Below are 23,088 nucleotides of genomic sequence, written 5' to 3' on the forward strand. Positions count from 1 at the left end.
TTGTATAAGTAATTCGTACCACGATAGCGTGAGTTCTGTACATCTTTTTTGCGATTTGAATCTTATTTTTGTTTACCTTAAGAAGATGCAAATACTGATGAAGATGAATACACCTGTACAAACACTGTTGGTACCGACAGACTTTACCGATAAATCCCGAAACGCCGTCAACCTGGCCGTTCAGGTTGCACTTCGGCATGAAGCGCGAATACTGATTACCCATACCGTACCTGCCAATTTCATCATAGACCATACGGGAAGACAACTGATCGGCGGCGAGCGTGTTAGCCAGAACGTAGAAACTGCGGTGCGCGAACTTCGTACCCTTTATGAAGCCCTGACTGCGGAGTATCCTGCGCTGAAGCTGGAAACCCGTGTTACTACAGGCGACGTATGCGACTCACTGAATGAGCTGGCTCTGGAACTGGGTGCCGACCTCATCATCATGGGAACTTCCGGCGTGCAGAAATTCAGACAGGCGCTGCTGGGCTCCCACTCCTATTCTGTGCTGAACCGTGCTGTATGTTCGGTGATGCTTATGCCGGAATCCCGCATGCAGTACGAATTCAAAAAAATCCTTTTTCCTGTGCGGGCCGTAGATCATTTAGTGCTAAAGATGGAATTTGCGCTGGCCATTGCCAACAGAAATGAAAGCGAAATCAGCCTGATGGGTGTGGGCAATATGGATAATATGCCCGCGGTACGCGATGCCTTCCTGCAAATGAAGGAGCAGCTTCACCACAATGCTGAGCATTTTAATTCGAAACTGGTGCTTACTGCAGACAATGCTGAAATGATCAGCCAAACAACAGAATCCGAAAGCAGTGATCTGGTGATACTGAACTTCGAAGACGAGATGAAATGGAAATCACTTTTTTCCGAAAATTTCTTCAAGAAAATCATTAATGATACCGATACCGCACTGCTTTTTGTAAAACCTCAGAATCCGGAGCCAACTCCTGTGGATATCAATTCCTACGACATCACACTTCCCATTCCGGGATAAATACTTATTATGACTGAATTTAAAAAATATACCGAAACAGAAAAAGCCACTGACCGGCAGATTGAGCAGATCGTTGACTTCCTGCATGACCATCTGAATCAGTACGGCGATGAAAAAGCAGATATTGAGAAATCCATCCTTTACGCGATGGGACATAACGGAAAACCGGGTGGCCTGGTGATTACCGCAGAAAATGCCGGGGGTCTGAAGGGCGCGGTAGTTGTCAATAAAACCGGTATGGAAGGTTATATTCCGGAAAACATCCTGGTATATATTGCCATAGACCGTGATACCCGCGGTACCGGACTGGGAAAAAAACTGATGCAGCAGGCCATTGAGTACAGTGATGGTGATATTGCCCTGCACTGTGAACCGGAAAATCCGGCCAAGCATCTGTATCATAAATTAGGTTTCACATCCAAATACCTCGAAATGAGGTTAAAAAAACACTAATGTCTTATATTTCATTAAACAGCGATAAACTTTTTCATAATTTTAATTTTCTTGACGCATTGTTCAGTCAACATCAGATTGACTGGGCAATTGTCGGGAAACTGCTTTGCGGAAACGCAACCTTTCTGAAGGTGCTGCTGGATATGACCGATAAGGAAATCTGCGATTCACGTCTTAGCAACCTGAAGACCATAAAGAAAATTTCTCCCGAAACCAATACCATCTATATAAAACCGCCAGCCAAGAGACTGGCGCGCAGCATTGTAAGATTTGCGGATGTAAGTTTCAATACAGAACTGCAGACACTGAAAGCGCTTTCAGAACAGGCGGTAATTCAGGAAAAAACACACCGTGTTGTACTGATGCTGGAGATGGGTGAGCTGCGCGAAGGCATTATGCTTAAAGACCTGATGGATTTCTATGCCCGGGTGCTGGAGCTTCCCAATATTGAAATCGTAGGTCTTGGAACCAATCTCTGCTGCCTGAACGGTATCCTGCCGGATGAAGACAAGCTGAAGACGCTGGCGTGGTGCAGAAATATCCTGGAGGATCAGTTCGGTCATAAAATACCCTATATTTCCGGCGGATCCTCGGTTACGCTGCCGTTGCTGATCAGGGACGAAGTTCCCACAGCCATCAACCATTTCCGCATCGGGGAAACACTTTTCTTCGGTACCGATGTTTATGCGGACAAGCTGATCCCGGGAATGCATCAGGATGTCTTCACGCTGCATGCTGAGGTCATAGAACTTTCAGAAAAACCGCTCCTCCCCACCGGTACGGCGGGCACCAATCTGACGGGTGAAACTCCCGAATTCAGTGAGGAGGACAGGAACCGAAGCTCCGTAAGGGCTATTGTAGATGTAGGTTTACTGGACACCGATTACAATAATATCATACCCACGCAGCCTGGCATCAGTATTATAGGTGCCAGTTCAGATATGCTCATCCTGGATCTGAATGATAACCCCGGCGGCATAAAAGTGGGTGACACGCTGGAATTCAGCATGAATTACATGGCCGTACTGCGCGCCATGAATTCGGATTACGTTGACAAGTCAGTGATACCTCCTTCGGCGGCATCGGACCTAAAGGACAGCAGAAAATCCGGCGGCTTTTCCTATATTTAGTCAATTAAAGTTGGCGGATGCTTCATCAGGAAATGAAGTAACCTCACCCTGACTGATTATTATGCCCGAATCCACAATCATCGCCCTGAACATCAGTACTCTGAAGTGCCCCGTCTCTTTTGGGGGTGACTTTGGGATCCTGCCGTTGGATGCAGCCCCGGTGCCTGATGTGCTTTCAACATCGGTGAAGACAAAATTCTATGCCCTTCTGATCCCGCTGGCGGGTACCGGCGAACTCATTCTGGACGGCAATATCTTAGAAATGCGGCGTGGGCGCGTGTTTTTCATCAATTACAGCCAGGTTCTCCGCTTATCGGCGTCGGCTACTTTTCGGGGTAAACTGATTTTATTTACCCGGTCCTTCTACAACCTGATCTATACCGGCAACCGTAAAATAAAAAATGACACCGCTTTCTCCGGACTTCCTGCTTTCAGCGACTTCCGGCGGGGGGATTTTGCTGATTTTTTGGCTACGGTGTCGGATATCACCACTGAGGCGTCAAGACAGCAGGCGCTGAACCGGGAAACGGTGTGCCTGCTGCTGAAGGTAACCATGCTGAAGTTCATACGCGCCAGTGGTGGCGACAATTATATAGGTTTCAAAACCAACCGGACCCTGGCTTATGTGGAAGCTTTTGAAACACTTGTGAACCATAATTTCCGACAGCTGAAGCGTACTTCCGAATACGCAGAAAAGCTGAATATCACACCAAACTACCTTAACTCCATTGTAAAAGACCGCCTGGACCTTACTGCTGAGCAGTACATCCGTAACCGGGTTATCCTGGAGGCGGAACGTCTGCTGCTGAACACCAGTCTTTCTGTTACCGAAATTTCCTTCGATTTAGGTTTCTCTGATAAATCCCATTTCGGAAAATATTTCCGTAAAGCTACCGGCCACAGTCCCAACCGCTTCCGTCACAAATTCGTGAACGGACAGTAGGTGCATTGTGCTTAACTCATTCGGCATCCGTCACCTGAAAGTAACATATGTTACGGTGCAGGCCTGAGTCATTGCTTAATTTTGCATCACTGAAAAGGAGTAAGTATTAAAATAATTCAAAAATATACAACTATGTTCTTTAAACACATTTACGACAAAAGTTTAGCACAGGCAAGTTACCTGATCGGCTGTCAGGCCACCGGTGAATCGATTGTTATTGATGCCAAGCGCGATGTGGATACCTACCTGCAGATTGCAAAGGAAAACAACCTTAAGATTACCCATATTACCGAAACACATATTCACGCCGATTTCCTGGCTGGTTCCAGAGAACTGGCGGCACTTACCGGCGCGCAGATGTATCTTTCTGATGAAGGCGGCCCGGAATGGCAGTATGAATTTCCGCATAAGGGACTGAAGCACGGCGATCAGATAAAAGTGGGAAATCTTACCCTGGAAGTTCTTCACACCCCGGGGCACACTCCGGAAAGCATCAGTTTCCTGTTAACAGACCATCCAGCTACTGATGAACCGGTGATGATCTTTACAGGCGACTTTGTTTTTGTAGGCGATGTGGGCCGGCCTGATTTACTGGAGAAAGCAGCCGGATATGCAGGAACACAGGAGAAAGGTGCTCATGAGATGTACGCATCGGTGAAGGATTTTGCACAACTGCCTTCTTTCCTTCAGGTCTGGCCTGGACATGGCGCGGGATCGGCCTGCGGCAAAGCGCTGGGAGCAGTTCCAAGCTCCACCGTAGGGTATGAAATGAAGCGCAACTGGGCCTTCCAATATGAAAATGATGAGGATGGTTTCGTAGAATATCTGCTTGAAGGTCAGCCTGAACCTCCAAAGTATTTTGCGATGATGAAGAAGCTGAACAAAGTGGACCGGCCCCTGCTTACTGAAGTTCCCAAACATAAAGAACTCAGCAGCGAAGAAATTTCAGCGGCTATGCAAAAAGGAATGACAGTTGTTGATACGCGCAACAAAGCGGATTTTGCAGAAGGATTTCTTCCGGGCAGCCTTAACATTCAGAATAACAACAGTCTGAGCACGTGGGCGGGTTGGCTTCTTGACTATGAAAAACCTTTCATTTTAATTGCTGAAGAAGGTGACATGGAGGAACTGACCCGCAAACTGATGCGCATTGGACTGGATAATATACAGGGATATTTCCCGGTAGCCAAACTTTCTGAACCTGAACTCGAGAAAGCTGATGTGATTGATATTGAAGAATTCAAATCCTATATCGGACAACCTGATGTGCAGATTGTGGACGTACGCGGAAAAACAGAATTTGAAGCAGGTCATGTAAAGGGTGCCGAAAATAATTTTGTAGGTACTCTGCCGCAAAATCTGGATAAAATTGACCGCGATAAGCAGGTGGTGATTCACTGCCAGGCAGGTGACCGTTCTTCTGTAGCCTATTCTGTTTTGAGAAAAAATGGATTTAGAAATGTAAAAAACTATTCCGGCGGAATGAAGGAATGGAAGGAAAAAGGCAATCCCATAGTCTCGTAGGCAGCATGATAAGGATCATTCAAAACAGGACGCTTCTCCGTGCATTACGCTTGGCAGTAGGGCTGCTGCTTATGGCTGAAGCTCTGCGGTCGCAGAACTGGTTTATGACAGCCGCAGCCGCGGTAGTTATCATCATGCCTTTGCTGAATATAGGCTGCTGCAACCACGGAGGTTGCGGAATACAGGCAGATAAAGTAACTGCAAAACCGCAGAAGGAGACAGATTATGAAGAAGTTATTTAACTAAAAAAATAAAAAAATGTCAAAATTCAATGAAGTGATCGCTCAGGACAAGCCGGTTCTTGTAGACTTTTTCGCTGAGTGGTGCGGACCCTGTAAAATGCAGGCTCCCATTCTGGAGGAACTGAAAAAGAAAATCGGAGACCGGGCAACCATCATTAAAGTTGATGTAGACAAAAACCCGGCAGTTGCGGCGCAGTTTGGGATAAGGAGTGTTCCTACACTGATTATTTTCAGGAAAGGCGAGATCCGCTGGAAACAGTCCGGTGTATTTCCTGCCAACGAACTGGAGCGTCTCATCAGCGAAAATTATTAATATACACCAATATCAGGAGCTGCAGCGGAGATCTTAACTCTTCTGCAGTTTCTCTTTTACATTATGAACAAGGAAAAAACAAAAGAATGGTTTAAAAAAAACTGGAGCACCGCCTTACTCACAGCTTTCCTGGCCGTAATACTCATCAGTCCTGACGCAAAAACATGGTTTATGCGGCAGGTAATTTCCACTGGTGTAATGAATCTCACCCTGCAGGACCAGAGTAAAGAATCTAAGGGCAAAACTATAGGCGAAATTGCGGACTTCAGAGTTCAGGACGAGGATGGCCGTTTGGTAAGTACACAGGACTTAAAGGGCAAAGTGGTCTTTATGAATTTCTGGGCATCCTGGTGTCCGCCCTGCCGGGCAGAATTTCCATCCATACAGAAATTCTACGACCGTTATAAAGATGATAAGGATGTGGTCTTCCTTACAGTAAACCTGGACGATCAGCCCGACGCCGGCAGGAATTATCTGGATAAGCAAAAGTATACCCTACCATTATTGGTGCCGGCGTCCGCCATTCCGGCAGCTTATTACACAGGTTCGCTTCCGACCACCGTTGTTCTGGATAAAAAAGGTGCTATACGGCTGCACCACACCGGCATGGCCGATTACAGCAAGGAATCATTTTACAAAAAAATTGATAAGATGCTGGCAGAGTGAGGCTGATGAAAAGCCATATTCCTGCGGTGCTCATACATCATTAAAACCCTTACTTTTGCAGGATTGTTCCTGAAAGATGAAAAGCGTACTGAACCTGTTCGATTTTAGTCAGAAAGTAAATTACCGCACCGAAATCCTGGCAGGCCTCACCGTAGCCATGACCATGATTCCGGAATCCCTTTCATTTGCCATCCTGGCGGGTTTCCCCCCGCTTGTAGGTCTGTACGGCGCCTTTATTATGGGTTTGGTGACAGCTATATTTGGTGGCCGTCCCGGATTGATTTCCGGTGGTGCAGGCGCTACGGTGATCGTACTGATTGCCCTTATGAAATCTCACGGTCTGGAATATGTTTTTGGGGCTGTGGCACTGGCCGGCGTAGTGCAGATTGCTGTGGGATTGCTGAAACTCGGAAAATTTGTGCGACTGGTCCCTCAACCTGTAATGTTCGGATTTGTAAACGGTTTGGCCATCATCATCTTCATGTCACAGTTTGAGCAGTTCCGGACGGTGGTGAACGGAGAAATTACCTGGCTTCGCGGAACACCGCTGTACGTCATGTCTGCCTTGGTCGCATTAACCGTCGCCATAGTCCTGTTGTTTCCCAGAATCACAAAAAAAATACCGGCCTCGCTGGCGGCCATTGCGGTTGTTTTTCTGCTGGTGATCGGCTTTAACATTGACACCAAACAGGTGCAGGATATCGCCTCGGTAAGCGGCAGCCTGCCGCCCTTTCATATTCCGCAGATACCGTCTACGCTGGAAACGCTGCAGATTATCTTTCCCTACGCAGCAATTATGGCCGCTGTAGGACTTACCGAGGGTTTACTGACGCTTAATTTGGTTGATGAAATTACCGGAACCAAAGGAAACAGCAACCGGGAATGCGTGGCGCAGGGCGGTGCCAATATCCTGAACGGATTTTTCTACGGAATGGGCGGCTGTCCAATGATAGCCCAAACGCTGGTAAACCTTTCGGCCGGCTCCCGAGCCAGACTTTCCGGAATTGTAGCGGCTTTAACTATCCTGATTATTATTCTGGTGGGTGCCCCGGTTATTGGTAAACTACCTGTTGCCGCACTTGTGGGCGTAATGATAATGGTGGCTGTAGGTACATTCGAGTGGGCCAGCCTCAGGATCCTGCGCCGCATGCCGCGTTCCGATATTTTTGTGATGATAGTTGTTACAGGCATCACCGTTATCCTGCATAATCTGGCTTTAGCGGTACTTATAGGCGTCATCATTTCAGCATTGGTCTTTGCCTGGGATAATGCCAAACGCATCCGGGCGCGCAAACATGTGGACGGTGACGGAGTGAAGCACTACGATATTTACGGACCTTTATTCTTCGGTTCGGTGGCCGGATTTGCCGAGAAATTTGACCCGCAGAATGACCCTCAGCAAGTGATCATTGATTTTGCCGAGAGCCGCGTAGTGGATATGTCGGCCATAGAGGCACTGAGCAGTCTTACGAAAAGGTATCATCAGCTTGGCAAAACCGTGCGTTTGCAGCACCTGAGCCCGGATTGCCGCCAGCTGCTGAAAAATGCCGAAGCCATCATTGAAGTAAATGTAGTGGAAGACCCTACTTACAGGATTCCGGTATAGACAGGAACTGATTAAGAAATAACTTCACTTTTTAATTTTGAGCTAAGTTATCAGTTTCCAGGAGGTCTGCGCGGACTCCTGCTGCGTGATTCAACTTAGGAAACTTTGTAAACAAAGCTAAAGAAGACCGTTCTTTGTGTTCGGGAAAGTGCGCCGAAATATAGCGTTGCAGCAACTCATGGTGGTGACTGTTCATAAGGGAAACAAATGCTTCAAAAACAAAAGCCTTTCAGAATTTCTTCCGAAAGGTTTAAGTTAAAGCGTTTACGAATTTATCCCCTGTTGGACACGGTCAGTTTTACATCCATATTATTTCGCGTGGCATTGGAATAAGGACAAACTTCATGCGCTTTCTCCACCAGGGACTGTGCCTCTTCCAGAGAGACACCCGGCACGTTTACGGCCAGTTCCGCAGCCAGACCAAACCCTCCATTGTCCAGCTGTCCAATGCTGATTTTTGCAGTTACAGAAGTTTCGCCGGTTTTCACTTTTGCGATTCTTGCTACCTGTTTCAGTGCGCTGTCAAAACAGGCCGAATAACCTGCGGCGAAAAGCATCTCGGGATTAACATAATTATCATTGGCACCGCCCAGAGCCTTAGGCATGCGGACATCCATGTCGATCAGTCCGTTATCACTTTTTACATGGCCCTCGCGGCCTCCTGTGGCAGTGACATTTGTGGTATATAATGTTTTCATAACTGTTTTTGTATTTGATTAATGATTTTGTTAAGGGTGATTTTCAGGGCGTTAAGTTCTTCCACCTCCACATCTATATTTTTCAGCATTTTAGCCGGGATGTCCAGGGCTTGCTCACGAAGCGACCTACCGCTGTAGGTAAGAAACAGATGCACCACCCGTTCGTCATCAGTACACCGTTTACGTGTTACAAAACCCTTTAACTCAAGCCGTTTCAGCAGAGGTGTCAGCGTGCCGCTGTCCAGAAGGAGGCGGCTGCCCAGGTCGCAGACTGCAAGGCCGTCCTGCTCCCACAGAACCAGCATCACCAGATACTGGGGGTAGGTTAAATCCAGCTCCTCCAGCAGCGGGCGGTACAGGCCGGTAATCTCCCGGGAAAGAGCATACAGGGGAAAACACAGTTGTTCGTTCAGCAGCAGGGAATCAGTGGTGCCCATATCTTTACCTTTATGTTATTTTCTGATGATGAATTCCTCCATCGGCAACCTTACCTTTTTCATGGACGAAAGCCAGTCTTTTTCAGCATCGCGGTAACCCAAGTAAAGCAGAGTCACACTCTTCAGTCCAAGTTCCGGAAGCCCCAGGATGTCATCAACAACATCATTGCTGAAACCCTCGGCGGGCGTACTGTCTATCTTAAGTTCTGCCGCCTGTGCCATAGCCAGTCCAAGAGCAATATAAGTCTGTCTGGCGGTATGTGCAAAATGTTCAGCCGGGGTTTGCGATCCGTACAGCTGCTTAAGCAGATCAGTATAACTTCCAAATCGTCCGCGCGGCAACTCACGCACATCAGTATGATAATCATAAACCGCGTCGATTTTCTCGGCTGAATACTCATCCCACGCTGCAAAAACCAGCACATGAGAGCAGTCGCGCATCACCTCCGGATTCAGGGCGCCCTTCACCATCTGCTCCTTCAGTTCCTGATTTTCCACCACAATTACACGGAAGGGCTGCAGTCCCGACGAAGTTGGTGCAAGACGGGCTGCTTCAAGAATCTTGTTTAAATCCTGTTCTAAAACCTTTCTGTCTGGATTGTATGCTTTAACGGCGTGTCTCCAGTTTAAATTTTCTATTAATGACATTTATTTGAATTTTGTAGATTGACTTTTATAAGTGTTCAAATCATCTTAACTGAACGGCACAAAGGTAGTGCGCAATTACATTGTGCGCAATTTAATTGCTAGAAATGAACAACAGACAGATTCTATCAGGAAACTGCAGCCTCACCCTACCCCAGGAAAATATATCAAAAAAAATCCCCTCAGAAATGAGGGGAAAAGCTTTACCTTAAATCATACCTGTCGGCATTCATCACCTTTGTCCAGGCTTTAATGAAGTCTTTTACAAAACGTTCGCGGTTATCGTCCTGAGCATAGAATTCAGCATAAGACCGTAAAATGGAATTCGAGCCGAAAACAAGGTCCACACGGCTGGCTGTCCATTTCACCTGGCCGGATTTCCGGTCGGTGATATGATAAAGGTTATCGGTTACAGGTACCCACTTAAAGTTCATATCAGTAAGGTTGATGAAGAAATCATTGGACAGTGTGCCGGATCTGTCTGTGAAGACACCCTCCCCGTTTCCGCCATAATTGGTATCCAGGACACGCATACCTCCGACAAGAACCGTCATCTCAGGTGCGGTAAGACCCATCAGTTGGGTACGGTCCAGCATCAGTTCCTCTGCGGAGACCACAAAATCGGCTTTCAGCCAGTTGCGGTAACCGTCGTGTACCGTTTCCATCTCGTCAAAGGATCCGGCGTCTGTCATTTCCTGGGTAGCATCACCTCTGCCGGGCGAAAACGGCACCTCCAGATTATAACCCGCCTCACGGACCGCCTGTTCCACTGCAGCCGTTCCCCCCAGCACAATAAGGTCTGCCATGCTCACCTTCACACTGTAATTCTGCTGAATACCTTCCAGCACACGCAGCACTCTGGCCAGCCTTTCAGGTTCATTGCCCGCCCAGTTTCGCTGCGGTTCCAAACGAATACGCGCACCGTTTGCGCCTCCCCGGTAATCGGAACCACGGTAAGTCCGGGCGCTGTCCCAGGCTGTGGTAATCAATTCTGTACGGGTGAGTCCACTGTTCAATAGTTTTTGTTTCAGTTCATCAATCTGATCATTGCTCAGTGTATAATCAGGAATCGGTATTGGATCCTGCCAGATAAGGTCTTCGGCAGGCACATCAGGACCGAGATAGCGCGATTTAGGACCCAAGTCGCGGTGGGTCAGCTTGAACCAGGCGCGGGCAAAAGTATCCGAGAAATAATCAAAATCCTTGTGGAAGCGTTCCACAATCTTGCGGTAACCGGGATCTACTTTCATCGCCATATCGGCATCAGTCATCATGGGATTCCTGCGAACATCGGGATTGTGGGCATCCACAGGTTTAAGTTCTTCCGGAAGATTCACAGGCTCATACTGATTGGCACCGGCCGGGCTCTTGGTCAGCCTCCACTCATGGTTGAGCAGAAGGTCCAGATATCCATTATCCCATTTTGTGGGATGAGTGGTCCAGGCACCCTCCAGTCCGGAGGTGACGGTATCTTCGCTGTGTCCTTTACCTTTGGGATTCAGCCAGCCAAGACCCTGGGCATGCAGACCTTCTTCTTCGGGATCGCCGCCCAAAACGGAAGCATCACCGTTACCGTGGCATTTACCTACGGTATGACCACCTACGGTAAGCGCAGCCGTTTCTTCATCATTCATTGCCATACGGCTGAAGGTCACCCTTAGGTCTGCCGCCGTCTTCAGAGGATCCGGATTACCGTCTACCCCCTCGGGGTTTACATAAATCAGACCCATCATAACAGAAGCCAGGGGATTTTCGAGTTCGCGGTCGCCGGTATAGCGGCTGCCCTCACTGCCTGTTGGCGCCAGCCAGTCCTTCTCGGCTCCCCAGTAAATATCTTTCTCAGGATGCCATACATCTTCGCGCCCGCCTGCAAAGCCAAAGGTTTTAAGCCCCATGGATTCATAGGCCATGTTTCCGGCTAAAATAATCAGGTCGGCCCAGGAAAGTTTATTGCCGTATTTTTTCTTGATGGGCCATAGAAGCCGTCTTGCTTTGTCCAGGTTCACATTGTCCGGCCAGGCATTCAGCGGCGCAAAGCGCTGACTGCCCGTGTTACTGCCGCCACGACCGTCTGCCGTTCTGTACGTTCCGGCCGAGTGCCAGGCCATACGGATCATGAGACCGCCATAGTGGCCCCAGTCTGCCGGCCACCATTCTTTGCTGTCGGTCATCAGCGACTTCAGGTCGGATTTCACCGCTTCCAGGTCCAGCTTTTTAAATTCTTCGGCATAATTAAATTCTTCGCCGAAGGGATTGGTCTTTCGGTCGTGCTGTGAGAGTATATCAAGGTTCAGCGACTTGGGCCACCAGCTCATCACATTTTTACCATCTTCAGTGTTTGCACCATGAATAACAGGGCATTTTCCGCTTCCCAGACTCGCACCGGCCACCGGAATTGGATTCTCTTCATTCTGACTGTGGATGGTTTCACCCTGCTGAGGGTTGTTCTCCACCGGTTGATTGGCCTGCTCCATGGCCTCCTGAGCTTTCTGCCCTTCATGGTGAGGGCACTTTTCGTCTGAGTTTGTCATTTTGCTTGTTTTTACCAAAGTTAGGATTAATTCGTAGCTGTGCAGTCATCAAATTCATAGTTAATCATCATTCTTATCATAGACACCGTGAATAAAAACAATCAAATTAATATAAATCGTCTATTACAAACAACAAAATCTAATCAAAGTTGCCGCATTCTGCAGATTAATAAAAATTGCTGAAATTTGCGGACATTCTTAATGCTGCCGAAAATGAAGTTATGTATTGCTGAGAAACCCAGTGTGGCCCGCGATATTGCCAAAGTGCTGGGCGCGCACCAGGCCCGTGCGGGTTATATGGAGGGAAACGGTTATCTTGTGACATGGACTTTCGGGCATCTTTGCACCCTCAAAGAACCTCATGATTACAGTCCGCATTATAAATCCTGGGACCTGATCTTCCTGCCCATCATTCCAAAAAATTTCGGCATCAAACTCATTCCCAATCCCGGAGTGGAAAAACAGTTCCGTGTAATAGAGGAACTGGTGGAACAGTGCACGGAGGTAATAAACTGCGGGGATGCCGGTCAGGAAGGTGAACTGATACAGCGGTGGGTGCTTCAGAAAGCACGGTGCAAAAAACCGGTACAGCGGCTTTGGATTTCTTCACTGACTGAAGAAGCTATTTTGGAAGGATTTGCCAATCTGAAACCCGCTGAGGACTACCACAACCTATATCTGGCAGGAAACGCAAGGGCGGTGGGCGACTGGCTTCTGGGCATAAACGCCACCAGGCTTTTTACGAAGAAATTTGGCGCTAACCGCGGCGTACTGTCTATTGGCAGAGTGCAGACACCGACGCTCGCAATGCTGGTTCAGAGGCAGAAGGAGATTGATGCATTTACTTCTGAAGAATATTGGGAACTGAAAACAGTTTACCGGGAAGTCCAGTTCACGGCGGCCATTGACCGTCTAAAAACCAAAGAAAAGGCAGAGAAAGGACTGGAATATCTGAAGCAGCATCTGTTTGAAATCGTTTATTTTGAAATAAAGGAGGGTAAAGAGAAAAATCCGCGGCTGTTTGACCTCACCGCACTGCAGGTAGAGGCCAACCGAAAGTATGGCTTCTCGGCCGAGAACACATTAAAGTACATTCAGAGTCTTTACGAGAAAAAACATACAACCTATCCGCGTGTTGACACCACTTACCTACCCGACAGCCTTTATCCGAAAATTTCCGGAATCCTGAAGTCAATGACTTTTTATAGTGAGTTTACGGCACCCCTGCTGGCCGGAGAACTCCCCAAGACCAAGGCGGTCTTCGATGATTCCAAAGTGACCGACCACCACGCTGTCATTCCTACTGAAATCACACCGGGAACCACGCTGCCCCGTGAGGAGAAACTTATTTACGACCTGGTGGCAAAGCGGTTTATCGCCGTATTCTATCCTGAATGTAAGATTTCAAATACTCTGGTAGAGGGTAAAGTGGGTACCATACCTTTCAGGACAAGTGGCCGGCAGGTGCTGGAACCCGGCTGGCGTTCGGTGTACGCAAAAGATAAAGCAGATGTCGCCGAAAAATCCGCGACAGAGACAAAAGCTGAGGAGCAGGAAATCCCTGAATTTAAAGCAGGGGAAACAGGTCCGCATCATCCGCTGGTGCATCAGGGAAAAACAAGCCCGCCGAAACCTTATACCGAGGCTACCCTGCTGCGGGCCATGGAAACGGCCGGAAAACAGGTGGAGGACGAAGAACTGAGGGACATGCTGAAAGCCAATGGCATAGGGAGACCTTCTACAAGAGCCAATATCATTGAGACCCTTTTCAAAAGGAAATATATTGAAAGGAAAAAGAAGAACATTTTTGCCACCCGCACGGGCATGGACCTTATAGACACCATAGATGATGACGTCCTGAAGAGTCCGGAACTCACAGGCGAATGGGAATATAAACTCAGAAAGATTGAAAGCGGTGAATATGAAGCCAATGTTTTCCGGGAAGAGCTGGTGACTATGGTGACCAACCTTACCCGAAAGGTAATTAGTGAAAAAGCCCGAAGCATTTCGTTTGAGGAAGCTCCTGCCGCACAAAAAAAAGAAAAGACTGTCCGCAAGAATCCGGTACCAGAATGGACAGAAATAAAATGCCCTAAATGTAAGGAGAACCACCTGATTAAAGGCAAGACGGCCATAGGATGCGTAAGACACAGGGAGTGCGGCTTAAAAATACCCTTTGTCTGCTTCGGAAAAAAGCTTACAGAGAAACAGATTCATGACATTGTCGCTAAAGGTAAATCAGGAAAACTGAAAGGATTTACAGAACATCCTAAAGGCCTTACTGAGGGCTTGCTGATATTAAGAGAGGATGGCGTTGTTGAGCTATTCGCCGGATAAGTGCTTCAACTTCAGCAATAAAAATTTTCCGTTGATTACACTAATCTTTATCAGCACTTCAGCCTTCGCTTCCTGTAAAATCCGGAATTATTTAAAAATATTACCTTTGCAACTTCGCGGCCGGCAGGCCGTCATATTTTTATAATGAAAGGGATACAATCCCTTTGCAAACTTTACCCTCATGACAATAGAAAAAAACCACGTAGTTGCACTTCAGTACACTTTGAATGCGATTGAAGAAAATGGAGCGCAAACCTTCATTGAAAAAACGGATGCTGAGAACCCTTTCAACTTTCTTTACGGTGTGGGAATGATGCTGCCTAAATTTGAACAGGAAATTGAAGGACTGACAGCCGGCGATAAGAAGTCGTTCACACTTAGCCCTCAGGAAGGTTATGGCGAAAGAGTGGAAAACGCAACAACGCAGCTTCCTGCAGACATGTTCGCACAGTCCGGAATGCCACCGGTAGGCGCAATTCTGCCGTTACAGGACCAGGATGGCAATCATCTTAGCGCTGTTGTAATGGAAGTAGCTGATGATGCAGTTACCGTAGACCTTAATCATCCTATGGCGGGAAAGACCCTGAATTTTGACGTTGAAGTTGTACTTACCCGTCCGGCAACCGAGGAAGAACTTTCTCATGGTCATGCACATGGTGCAGACGGACATTCCGGACACTAAAAATATTTTATTATCAGTTAAGGCTCCGGTGAATATCGGGGCTTTTCTGTTTCAATGAACAGGTTTTTGGTCCACTTTAAAAGAGGTTAACAATCCCTATGAGAAAACTTTTCTGCAGTGTTATATTTTTTGAACAATTAAATAGGATATCGACAAAATTTGTGTACTTTTGTGCCTCACAAAATCCGATGCCCGGATGGTGAAATTGGTAGACACGCTCGTTTCAGGTGCGGGTGCCCACAAGCTTGCAGGTTCGAGTCCTGTTCCGGGCACATTGAAGCTCTCATTTTTAATGAGGGCTTTTTTTAGCTATGTTATTCCCGCTGTCATTTCTTTTAAACCTTTCCATCCACTAAAATACCTACGGCCCAACTAATTTAACTGTCTGACGTCTGAAATCTGAGATTAACATCTGAGCTCTTGACTCCCGGCTCCACTAACCTCAACGAGTACAAAGGTTGCAGCAGGATCAGAAAGTTTGTATTTGCAGAAGTGGTGAACATTCTAAACTTCTAACCCCCCAAACTACCTAATCGCTTAATAAACAAAAAAACACTTACAGTTGCCCGTAAGTGCTTTATTTCCAGTGGAGGATATCGGGATCGAACCGACCACCTTTAGACTGCCAGTCTAACGCTCTAGCCAGATGAGCTAATCCCCCGTTTTGGTTGTGCAATATTAGTTATTTTTTTTAAATATTTAAACTAAATCAACAGAAATACTGTTATGAGATGCATTTTTTATGGCCTTGCCTTTTTCCAGCACGATCATTTGCGGACTTTGGTGCTCAATATCAAATAGTTCCGCAATCCTGTTTGAGAGGCTGCGGAAAGCCAGAAGGTCCAGAAAATAATACTCCGCGTCCTTATCAGAAGATTCCACTTCCCTTTCAAAATTCTTCAGTACAGTCTGACTGATGAAGCATCTGGTGGAGTGCTTAAACAAAACCACTTTTTTTTCATGTGATTTCTGCACGGCGTCTTCCAGCATCTGCTCCGAGGTCAGTATTTTCCAGAAACCCCGCTCTGCTTCGCTGTTCCGTCCCTCATTACTTCCAAAAAGTCTGTTCAGTAAACTCATAATCCAAATTGTTTTAAATGGTGATCCAGATGTTTGTACTCCAGGAAACCCCAGTCCTTAGGCTGCATTTTGCCGAACAGCGGATGCGTGTCCGGGAGTTTTCCTACATCTGCGAGGGCACAGTACCCGTCCAGCGTATGCAAAAGGTCTACCATTTCGGTTTTATAGTCAGTGCATTCTTCAGCCCGGAGTTCTGCAAAGGTGGGCATATTTCGCGGAATTCCGTTTTTAAAAATCTTCATCTCCGTTTTGGTTACGATTCCGACAAAACGAAGAATACGCGGTGGCTCCGGCACTGAAATCTTCCCCAGTGGAATCTCCAGCACCAGCCGGCAGTGCTTCAGCATCTGTGTAGCGTTCATCCGTCCCCAGCGGGCTTCAGCATCTTCTGCAAGTGCGGATAACCGCTGTTTAACTTCATCCTGATCACAAAGCCGGTGCAGACTGTTCAGCATTACCAGTTCATCCTTTTTTTCAGGTTCTCTATGTGGGCAAGATGATGGCTGCAGTGCCAGGCATAGAATGCCAGACTTTCGCGCAGGGTAATGCTTCGCTGCTGTTCCGGATGGACAAAGGTGCGCTGAAATTCACGGTTGGTTAATGCCTTCAACTCGTAGACCCAACGCTGGTGCAGGCCCTTAAGGATGCGGAGCGCAGGCTTTATGTCTATCGTAAAACTGTCCTGCAGCTCGGCCCATTTGGCTTCATTATAAGGTTTGATTACAGGATTATCCTCGGTAAGGGCAAGTTTGAACCGGATATAACTGTTCATATGACTGTCTGACAAATGATTGATGAGCTGGCGAACGGTCCAGCCGCCGGGACGGTAGGGTGTGTCCAGCATATCGTCTGTCCACGAGTCCACTACATTCTTCAGGCGTCCGGGAAAATCCTTGAGAACGCGAATATAATCATCTACATCGGCATCGCTGATCTCAACTGCCGGTTCATATTTTCCCAAGGGAAATCGGTAATCTTCCATATCATTCATAAACAGGACGTTTTGGCATCAGCAGCTCTTTGGCTGGGCTTTTGCGTTTAACGCGTAAATTTAGTCAGAGAAGCGGCAGATGCTGCTTACAAGATAAACGAAATAATTTATACTTTAACCGAATGAAAAAAGCCCTGATAATTGTAGATGTACAGAATGATTTTTGTGAAGGCGGTGCGCTGGCCGTTCCGGGTGCCGCTCAAATCATCCCCTATATTAACTTACTGCTGAAAGACAATCAATATGAACAGGTGGTCCTGACCCAGGACTGGCATCCTGCCAACCATAAAAGTTTTGCCTCCACCAATAACCGTAAGGTAGGCGAAAAAATCAGTCTTAACGGTATCCCGCAGTTTATGTGGCCTGATCACTGTGTGCAGGACACACATGGTGCAGATTTCCACCCGGACCTGGACCGGACCAAAGTAACCCATATCATCCAGAAAGGCAAGAATCCTGAATTCGACAGTTACAGTGCGTTTCAGGACAATAACCACTTTATGAAAACCGGTTTGGAAGATTTCCTGAAATACCACGATATTCAGCTTGTTGAAATTGCAGGTCTGGCTTTAGATTACTGTGTAAAGGCTACATGTCTGGACGCCGTGCAGGCCGGATTCATAACCTGCCTTCATTTCCACGGCACGAAAGCGGTAAATGTTAAACCCGAGAACGGCCGCGACGCAATTTATGAGATGCTGGAAAGGGGTGTCACCGTGCTTGGTTAACGGGTTCATAATACAGGATAACAGCACCGTTTTTAAATGTTTTTGTACGCAGTAAATTCATCCGGATTCTTTGGCGAATACCGTCGAAAAGCCTTGTGCCGCCGGCCGTCAAAACCGGGTGTATGCAAAACTGGTATTCATCAATGAGATTGAGATTTAAAAGCTGGATAATAAGATCCGGACTGCCCACCAGAATACTTTTGCCGGCAGACTGCTTCAAAAATTTAACTTCATCTTCCAGTTTCTGCGATGAAATCCGGGCAGAATTCCACCTGTCAGCAAATTCTTTAACAGTTCGCGAAAACACCACTTTTGGAATCTGGTTAATCGCCTGCGCAAAGCGGTTCATGGAAGGGTCGGCAACCGGATTTTGCAGCACTTCACGCCAATATTCCATCAGCTCGTAGGTAGTATGGCCATAGAGTATGACGTCTGATTCACGCAGGAGTTGGGTATAATGCTCATGAAGTTCACTGTCCGCAAGGCCGGCGGAATGATCACTGACACCATCAAGGGTAAAGTTAATAACCGTAACTGTTTTTCTCATGAAGGATTAGTTCAGTAATTGTTGTCAGACCGCCAAATTTGGGGAATATGAAATTAAAATATTCTACTGAAACTGCATACATTTTCTGAGTTAAAAATAAATATTTACAGGTTACAACCTATTGAGGAACGGTAATCTGAAGAATAAAATACTGTTTTGCTGTAACACAATTCCTTCTTTTGTGTCTAATTGCGGTAACTGTAACCAATGAAAAAAAATCTGATTGCCGCTATCCTGCTTTGCGGGATCTTTACCCATGCGCAGAATGCCACGGCTGATACTTTAAAAACGAAGAGTATAGATGAAATTGTAGTAACGGCACGGAAACCGACGATTGAAAGCAAAGCGGACCGCACCGTGTTTAATGTGGCCAACAGTGCTATCCTGACCGGCAACAGTACCTGGGATGTACTGCGCATGACACCACTGGTGAACATAGACAATAATGACAATGTTCAGGCCGAAGGAAACGCAGTAACAGTTTACATTAACGACCGGAAATCGGTATTCACGGGCAAAGAGCTGAAGGAATACTTGAAGACTATTGCCGCCGACAATCTTATGAAGATTGAAGTCATTACCACACCCTCCGCCAAATATGAAACAGGCGGTGCGGTAATCAATATTGTGCTGAAGAGGAATGAAAATGAGGGTATGAAGGGCAGCGTTTCACTGGGAAATTCGCAGAGTTTCAAGAATTCTCAAGCGACCAGTGGCAACCTTAACTATCACCGTAAAGGTTTCACCCAGTCACTTAACGGAAGTTTCAACAATACCAACAGTGTAAACGAATCATTTAATGAAAACCTCATTTACGCGGACAATTCACTCAGGCGGGTCGGCAGCGAAAGCAACAGCACCGGTAAAGCACCATCTTTAACGTCTGCAACTGAGTTTGAACTGGATGAAAAGAACAATCTGGGACTTGTGGTACAGTATTACGGATCTACAAACAGCTATGACGCTGTGGCGGACGGTCAGTATTTCCTGAACAGTGTACTTCAGAATTCGTATACCAATCATATAAATGCCCACGGCAGCAACCTTTTTGCGGGCAGCAATCTCTTTTACAAGTTTTACGACAAGGAAAAAAACCGGATTCTGGATGTGAACACAGGCTTCAACTATTCTGCAGACGATAATACCAGAATACAGACAACAATATGGGATCCCGCTGCGTTTGAAGGTATAAAAACAGCTTCCGAAAACCAAAACCGCGAATACTATATTAAAGTGGACTATTCGCAGCCTGTAGACAAGGATGGCAATCTGCTGGAATTTGGCGGAAAAATGAATTTCCGGAACAATATTATGCCTTTTGATTATTTTAATCAGCTGGGCAATTCCTGGATTTTGGATCCCGACAGAACCAACACCTTTGGCTATGTTGAAAATCTGAACTCCCTTTATGCGAACTTCAGTAAGACCTTCTTTAAAAAACTTGAAACACGGATCGGATTACGGTATGAGTATATTAACTTCACGGTAAAACAGGATGTGGGCGGCATAGAAAGAACTGATTCCTACGGAGCCCTGTTGCCGGATCTACTTCTAAAATACTCCTTTAACGAAAACTACAATCTTACCGCAACTTACAAGCACAGTTTGTGGCGGCCCTGGTTTACGGAATTCAATCCTTTCCTGATGCCTATGGACAACGGGATTTACCAGCGCGGAAATATGGAACTGGAGCCAAACCCCAACGACCGTTTCGGGCTGAAACTGGGACTTCACAAGAAATATTTCCTCTCGGTCAATTACAATACCACCAATCAGGATTACTGGACGTCTTACGTTGTGGAAGACGGAAAGACCATCATGATGCCGGCCACCTTTTACGGCCGTGTAAACAACTATTCGCTGTACGCTAATACCAATCAGAACTTCCTGAAAAACAAACTGAATGTAAATTTCAACCTGGGACTTACGTATGTGGACAATAGTGATTTCAGACAGCGCAATAACTTTGTGGGTCTGCAGGATTACATTACCAACTTCAGCGGCTCAACAAATTTTTCGTATACCAATCTTTTCAGCAAAAACATCAACATCAACGGATGGATGGGCCTGCACTCCCAGAACTGGGGCAACTCCATGGGCAATAAAATGAACTTCTTCCACAGTTTCGGAGCCACCAAACTATTTCCTGCCACACAGATGGAAGCCGGAATCCGGTTCAATAATATCTTCCGCAGGCCCGGAAATGATTTCATCACGTATTCCCCCATCGGCACATTCCGAAGTGTAAATAAATGGGATTGGTATGGTGCGCACCTGACTTTTGTTAAGAGGTTTGGCAATCAGAAAGTGAAGGAAAGCAGCAAGACCAATGTGGAAAAGGAGAACGGTGGCGGTAAAGGCTGATCAGAATCGGGCAACAGTTGATTTGCAGCATGACGCTCCCGAATAAGGATCGTGACAGCTTATTAAGCCTTAACTTTGCAGGCTAAATTTGCTGTTGTGCCCCAAACTGAAATACTGATTTACCTTTGCCTCGCAGCCTTTGCTGCGGGTTTTATTGACGCTGTGGTAGGTGGCGGTGGACTGATACAGACGCCACTGGCTTTGGCATTTCTGCCAAATATTCCCGTAGCTGCGGTAATAGGCTCACTAAAGGTTCCCGCTTTCTGCGGAACAGCTCTGGCAACATCACAGTTCCTCCGGAAGGTCAAAATCGACTGGAAGCTGCTGCTCCTGATGGCTCTGCTGGCTTTTATTTCAGCCTTCCTGGGTTCCCGGCTGCTTACCGTAGTCAGCAATGAGTTTATGAAACCGGTATTACTCTTTGTGCTGATAGTCCTGGCCATTTACACCATCTTTAAAAAGGATTTCGGGAATGCTAAAGAGAAGAAGATGCCGTACCACACCGCCGTCATCAATGGCTGCATCGCGAGTATTGCTGTTGGTTTTTACGACGGTTTCATTGGTCCCGGCACGGGGACTTTCTTCATTCTGGCATTCGTAACCCTACTGGGTATGGATTTCCTGAAGGCCAATGCCAATGCGAAGCTTATTAACCTGGCCACCAATGCCGGTTCCATCTGCCTGTTTCTTATTAAAGGTCAGATTATCTGGGCAATTGCGCTGCCGATGGCCATTTGTAATGCTGCAGGAGGACTTGTAGGCGCACAGTTAGCCATAAGGAAAGGCAATAAATTCATCTGGTACCTGTTTATCTTTATCCTGATCCTGTCCATTGGCCGGTTTGGATATGAGGTGCTTTTCGTGGAATTTTAAAAAGGTTCTGGAAGTTCAGGTTCGTAGAAGTAGCAGCGGAAGTTTTAATCCGGAACAGTCATACTATTGTAATGAATTTTTATTTCGTTGCTTAATAATTCCCCCGAATACAATTTGTAACCACTTAATTTGCTTTTTTGATCTTCTGTTAAGTAGGTGTAAATACTATCGTCAACACAATGTAATAAAGCAAAATCAAGATCAGAATCTTCTTTCAGCATATAAAAAAAATAAAGGTCACAATCTAAACAATCTAGACTGCTGGGTCTAAAAAATATTGACCATGATATTTCTTCTTTAGGATTTAATAGTACAATATTCTCGGAAAGAGTTTTGTTCATTTCAGCAAATTTTATATCCGATATATTGTGCTCACACATCCATCTTCTTAAATTATTTTGCTTTATTGAATTAGCTATTTTGTTTTCTTTTTGCATAGCAAGTAGATCTTCCATAGAATACTGTGGAAAAGGGCTATTATACGCCTCCATAATATTGCCACTACTTTTAAGTACAGCTGTCACATCTAGATTTTTAATCTCAGTGAAATTTAGATTATCGACACATCTATCACCTTCAAAATAGCCTTTGAGTTTCGTCAAAACTACAGGAATGGCAAAAAAATCATCGGTCGTATTTTTGAGATTAACTTGAATTTTATAACTGGGTCCGTTAGTGGTTTTTTCCAAACCAATTAAGTTAATTTTCATTTTAATTTGTGAATGAAGCAAACAACCAAGTAATATAGCCAATAGAATATATGTTTTTTGCATGAGTTTATTGGTTTTTTAAATTAAGTCTTCCAATCTCAGATTGATGTAACATAAGCCTATCGTAATTACTCTGCAGGTTTTTGTGGTCCCTAGATATTTTTATCATTCACCCGCTGCGTAAAGTTCCCTGACTTTGAGCCGTTCCAAATCTCTTCTTGCTCCAAGAACATGAATGATTTAATCTCTTTAATATAAAATTAAAAATGTAATGTATTTAAGAGGACCACACTATTTCTAAATGGTTTTTTAAGAGTCAGCTTTTATCAAAGATAATAATTTATGAAAATGTTAAGTAATGAAATTTGCTCAAAGTCTCCCGACTTTGAGCAGCGGATTGTAACGCGTTGGGCGGCCTGGTAGGAGCGCAGCTGGCCATCAGGAAGGCAACCGGTTCATCCGTTATCTTTTTATTTTCATCCTTATTCTTTCCATTAGCCGGTTTGGATATGATGTGCTGGTTGTGGATTTTTAAAGGTTCTAATGGTTCACATTGTTCAGAGGTTTGATAGTTTGAAATTG

Annotated in this window: 23 protein-coding genes and 2 tRNA genes; 15 read left to right on the plus strand and 10 right to left on the minus strand. The window is 46.0% G+C overall.

Annotated elements, in window-relative coordinates; all coding sequences use genetic code 11:
* Positions 1–103 precede the first annotated feature (103 nt).
* The 9 genes from F7R58_RS07980 (at position 104) to F7R58_RS08020 (ending at position 7,883) form a co-directional block, all read left to right on the plus strand.
* On the plus strand, positions 104–1,006 hold the full coding sequence (locus F7R58_RS07980; RefSeq protein WP_187695222.1) for a universal stress protein: 903 nt from the start codon (positions 104–106) through the stop codon (positions 1,004–1,006).
* Between the two features lie 9 nt (positions 1,007–1,015).
* On the plus strand, positions 1,016–1,459 hold the full coding sequence (locus F7R58_RS07985; RefSeq protein WP_158064406.1) for a GNAT family N-acetyltransferase: 444 nt from the start codon (positions 1,016–1,018) through the stop codon (positions 1,457–1,459).
* Positions 1,459–2,589, plus strand: a complete 1,131-nt coding sequence (locus F7R58_RS07990; protein WP_158064407.1) for an alanine racemase — start codon at positions 1,459–1,461, stop codon at positions 2,587–2,589. Before F7R58_RS07985 ends, F7R58_RS07990 begins: the two co-directional genes overlap by 1 nt.
* A gap of 61 nt (positions 2,590–2,650) precedes the next feature.
* Positions 2,651–3,532, plus strand: a complete 882-nt coding sequence (locus F7R58_RS07995; protein WP_158064408.1) for a helix-turn-helix domain-containing protein — start codon at positions 2,651–2,653, stop codon at positions 3,530–3,532.
* A 132-nt stretch (positions 3,533–3,664) separates the two neighbouring features.
* Entirely contained in the window at positions 3,665–5,056 is a 1,392-nt protein-coding gene (locus F7R58_RS08000) for an MBL fold metallo-hydrolase (protein ID WP_158064409.1), read from the plus strand.
* Between the two features lie 5 nt (positions 5,057–5,061).
* The gene (locus F7R58_RS08005) at positions 5,062–5,298 is read left to right on the plus strand and encodes a hypothetical protein (protein WP_158064410.1); all 237 of its coding nucleotides are present in this window, start codon (positions 5,062–5,064) and stop codon (positions 5,296–5,298) included.
* A gap of 16 nt (positions 5,299–5,314) precedes the next feature.
* Positions 5,315–5,611, plus strand: coding sequence for a thioredoxin (trxA, locus tag F7R58_RS08010; RefSeq protein ID WP_158064411.1), 297 nt, complete (start codon positions 5,315–5,317; stop codon positions 5,609–5,611).
* Between the two features lie 63 nt (positions 5,612–5,674).
* On the plus strand, positions 5,675–6,277 hold the full coding sequence (locus F7R58_RS08015; protein WP_158064412.1) for a TlpA family protein disulfide reductase: 603 nt from the start codon (positions 5,675–5,677) through the stop codon (positions 6,275–6,277).
* A 76-nt stretch (positions 6,278–6,353) separates the two neighbouring features.
* Positions 6,354–7,883 (plus strand): SulP family inorganic anion transporter, encoded by a 1,530-nt coding sequence (locus F7R58_RS08020; protein ID WP_158064413.1) that lies wholly within the window; start codon positions 6,354–6,356, stop codon positions 7,881–7,883.
* A 272-nt stretch (positions 7,884–8,155) separates the two neighbouring features.
* Here F7R58_RS08020 and F7R58_RS08025 read toward each other — a convergent pair whose 3' ends face one another.
* From F7R58_RS08025 to katG, 4 genes are all read right to left on the minus strand, one after another.
* Positions 8,156–8,581 (minus strand): organic hydroperoxide resistance protein, encoded by a 426-nt coding sequence (locus tag F7R58_RS08025; protein WP_158064414.1) that lies wholly within the window; start codon positions 8,579–8,581, stop codon positions 8,156–8,158.
* Positions 8,578–9,018 (minus strand): MarR family winged helix-turn-helix transcriptional regulator, encoded by a 441-nt coding sequence (locus F7R58_RS08030; RefSeq protein ID WP_158064415.1) that lies wholly within the window; start codon positions 9,016–9,018, stop codon positions 8,578–8,580. The genes F7R58_RS08025 and F7R58_RS08030 overlap by 4 nt, the downstream gene beginning before the upstream one ends.
* Before the next feature lie 15 nt (positions 9,019–9,033).
* Entirely contained in the window at positions 9,034–9,666 is a 633-nt protein-coding gene (locus tag F7R58_RS08035; protein WP_158064416.1) for an NAD(P)H-dependent oxidoreductase, read from the minus strand.
* Between the two features lie 200 nt (positions 9,667–9,866).
* Positions 9,867–11,978: a catalase/peroxidase HPI gene (katG, locus tag F7R58_RS08040; protein WP_410493618.1), complete on the minus strand. Its 2,112-nt coding sequence runs from the start codon at positions 11,976–11,978 to the stop codon at positions 9,867–9,869.
* Between the two features lie 429 nt (positions 11,979–12,407).
* Between katG and F7R58_RS08045 the strand changes: the two genes are divergently transcribed.
* The 3 genes from F7R58_RS08045 to F7R58_RS08055 all read left to right on the plus strand — a co-directional run bounded on the left by F7R58_RS08045 (position 12,408) and on the right by F7R58_RS08055 (position 15,485).
* The gene (locus F7R58_RS08045; RefSeq protein ID WP_158064417.1) at positions 12,408–14,531 is read left to right on the plus strand and encodes a type IA DNA topoisomerase; all 2,124 of its coding nucleotides are present in this window, start codon (positions 12,408–12,410) and stop codon (positions 14,529–14,531) included.
* 181 nt (positions 14,532–14,712) lie between these two features.
* Positions 14,713–15,213, plus strand: a complete 501-nt coding sequence (locus F7R58_RS08050; RefSeq protein WP_158064418.1) for a peptidylprolyl isomerase — start codon at positions 14,713–14,715, stop codon at positions 15,211–15,213.
* 190 nt (positions 15,214–15,403) lie between these two features.
* A tRNA-Leu gene (locus tag F7R58_RS08055) sits at positions 15,404–15,485 on the plus strand.
* 315 nt (positions 15,486–15,800) lie between these two features.
* Here the strand turns inward: F7R58_RS08055 and F7R58_RS08060 are convergent.
* The 4 genes from F7R58_RS08060 to F7R58_RS08075 all read right to left on the minus strand — a co-directional run bounded on the left by F7R58_RS08060 (position 15,801) and on the right by F7R58_RS08075 (position 17,284).
* Positions 15,801–15,874, minus strand: a tRNA-Ala gene (locus F7R58_RS08060).
* 38 nt (positions 15,875–15,912) lie between these two features.
* Positions 15,913–16,293, minus strand: a complete 381-nt coding sequence (gene ytxJ / locus F7R58_RS08065; protein ID WP_158064419.1) for a bacillithiol system redox-active protein YtxJ — start codon at positions 16,291–16,293, stop codon at positions 15,913–15,915.
* A complete protein-coding gene (locus tag F7R58_RS08070; RefSeq protein ID WP_158064420.1) occupies positions 16,290–16,748 on the minus strand; it encodes a DUF1569 domain-containing protein in 459 nt (152 codons plus the stop codon). Before F7R58_RS08070 ends, ytxJ begins: the two co-directional genes overlap by 4 nt.
* Complete coding sequence (locus F7R58_RS08075) at positions 16,748–17,284, minus strand: YfiT family bacillithiol transferase (protein ID WP_158064421.1); 537 nt, start codon at positions 17,282–17,284, stop codon at positions 16,748–16,750. The genes F7R58_RS08070 and F7R58_RS08075 overlap by 1 nt, the downstream gene beginning before the upstream one ends.
* A gap of 122 nt (positions 17,285–17,406) precedes the next feature.
* Here F7R58_RS08075 and pncA point away from each other — a divergent pair, with 122 nt between their 5' ends.
* Positions 17,407–18,012 (plus strand): bifunctional nicotinamidase/pyrazinamidase, encoded by a 606-nt coding sequence (pncA, locus tag F7R58_RS08080; RefSeq protein WP_158064422.1) that lies wholly within the window; start codon positions 17,407–17,409, stop codon positions 18,010–18,012.
* On the opposite strand, the gene F7R58_RS08085 is transcribed toward pncA, so the two are convergent.
* Positions 17,996–18,559, minus strand: a complete 564-nt coding sequence (locus F7R58_RS08085; protein WP_158064423.1) for a dihydrofolate reductase family protein — start codon at positions 18,557–18,559, stop codon at positions 17,996–17,998. The two genes, pncA and F7R58_RS08085, sit on opposite strands and share 17 nt — an antisense overlap.
* A 207-nt stretch (positions 18,560–18,766) precedes the next feature.
* Between F7R58_RS08085 and F7R58_RS08090 the strand changes: the two genes are divergently transcribed.
* Entirely contained in the window at positions 18,767–20,923 is a 2,157-nt protein-coding gene (locus F7R58_RS08090) for an outer membrane beta-barrel family protein (protein WP_158064424.1), read from the plus strand.
* A 96-nt stretch (positions 20,924–21,019) separates the two neighbouring features.
* On the plus strand, positions 21,020–21,796 hold the full coding sequence (locus F7R58_RS08095) for a sulfite exporter TauE/SafE family protein (protein WP_158064425.1): 777 nt from the start codon (positions 21,020–21,022) through the stop codon (positions 21,794–21,796).
* Between the two features lie 44 nt (positions 21,797–21,840).
* Here F7R58_RS08095 and F7R58_RS08100 read toward each other — a convergent pair whose 3' ends face one another.
* Positions 21,841–22,569 carry a hypothetical protein gene (locus F7R58_RS08100; RefSeq protein ID WP_158064426.1) on the minus strand — a complete coding sequence of 243 codons (729 nt, stop codon included), beginning with the start codon at positions 22,567–22,569 and terminating at the stop codon, positions 21,841–21,843.
* Positions 22,570–23,088 lie beyond the last annotated feature (519 nt).

It is taken from the genome of Chryseobacterium sp. (assembly GCF_008831505.1).
GTDB lineage: Bacteria > Bacteroidota > Bacteroidia > Flavobacteriales > Weeksellaceae > Marnyiella.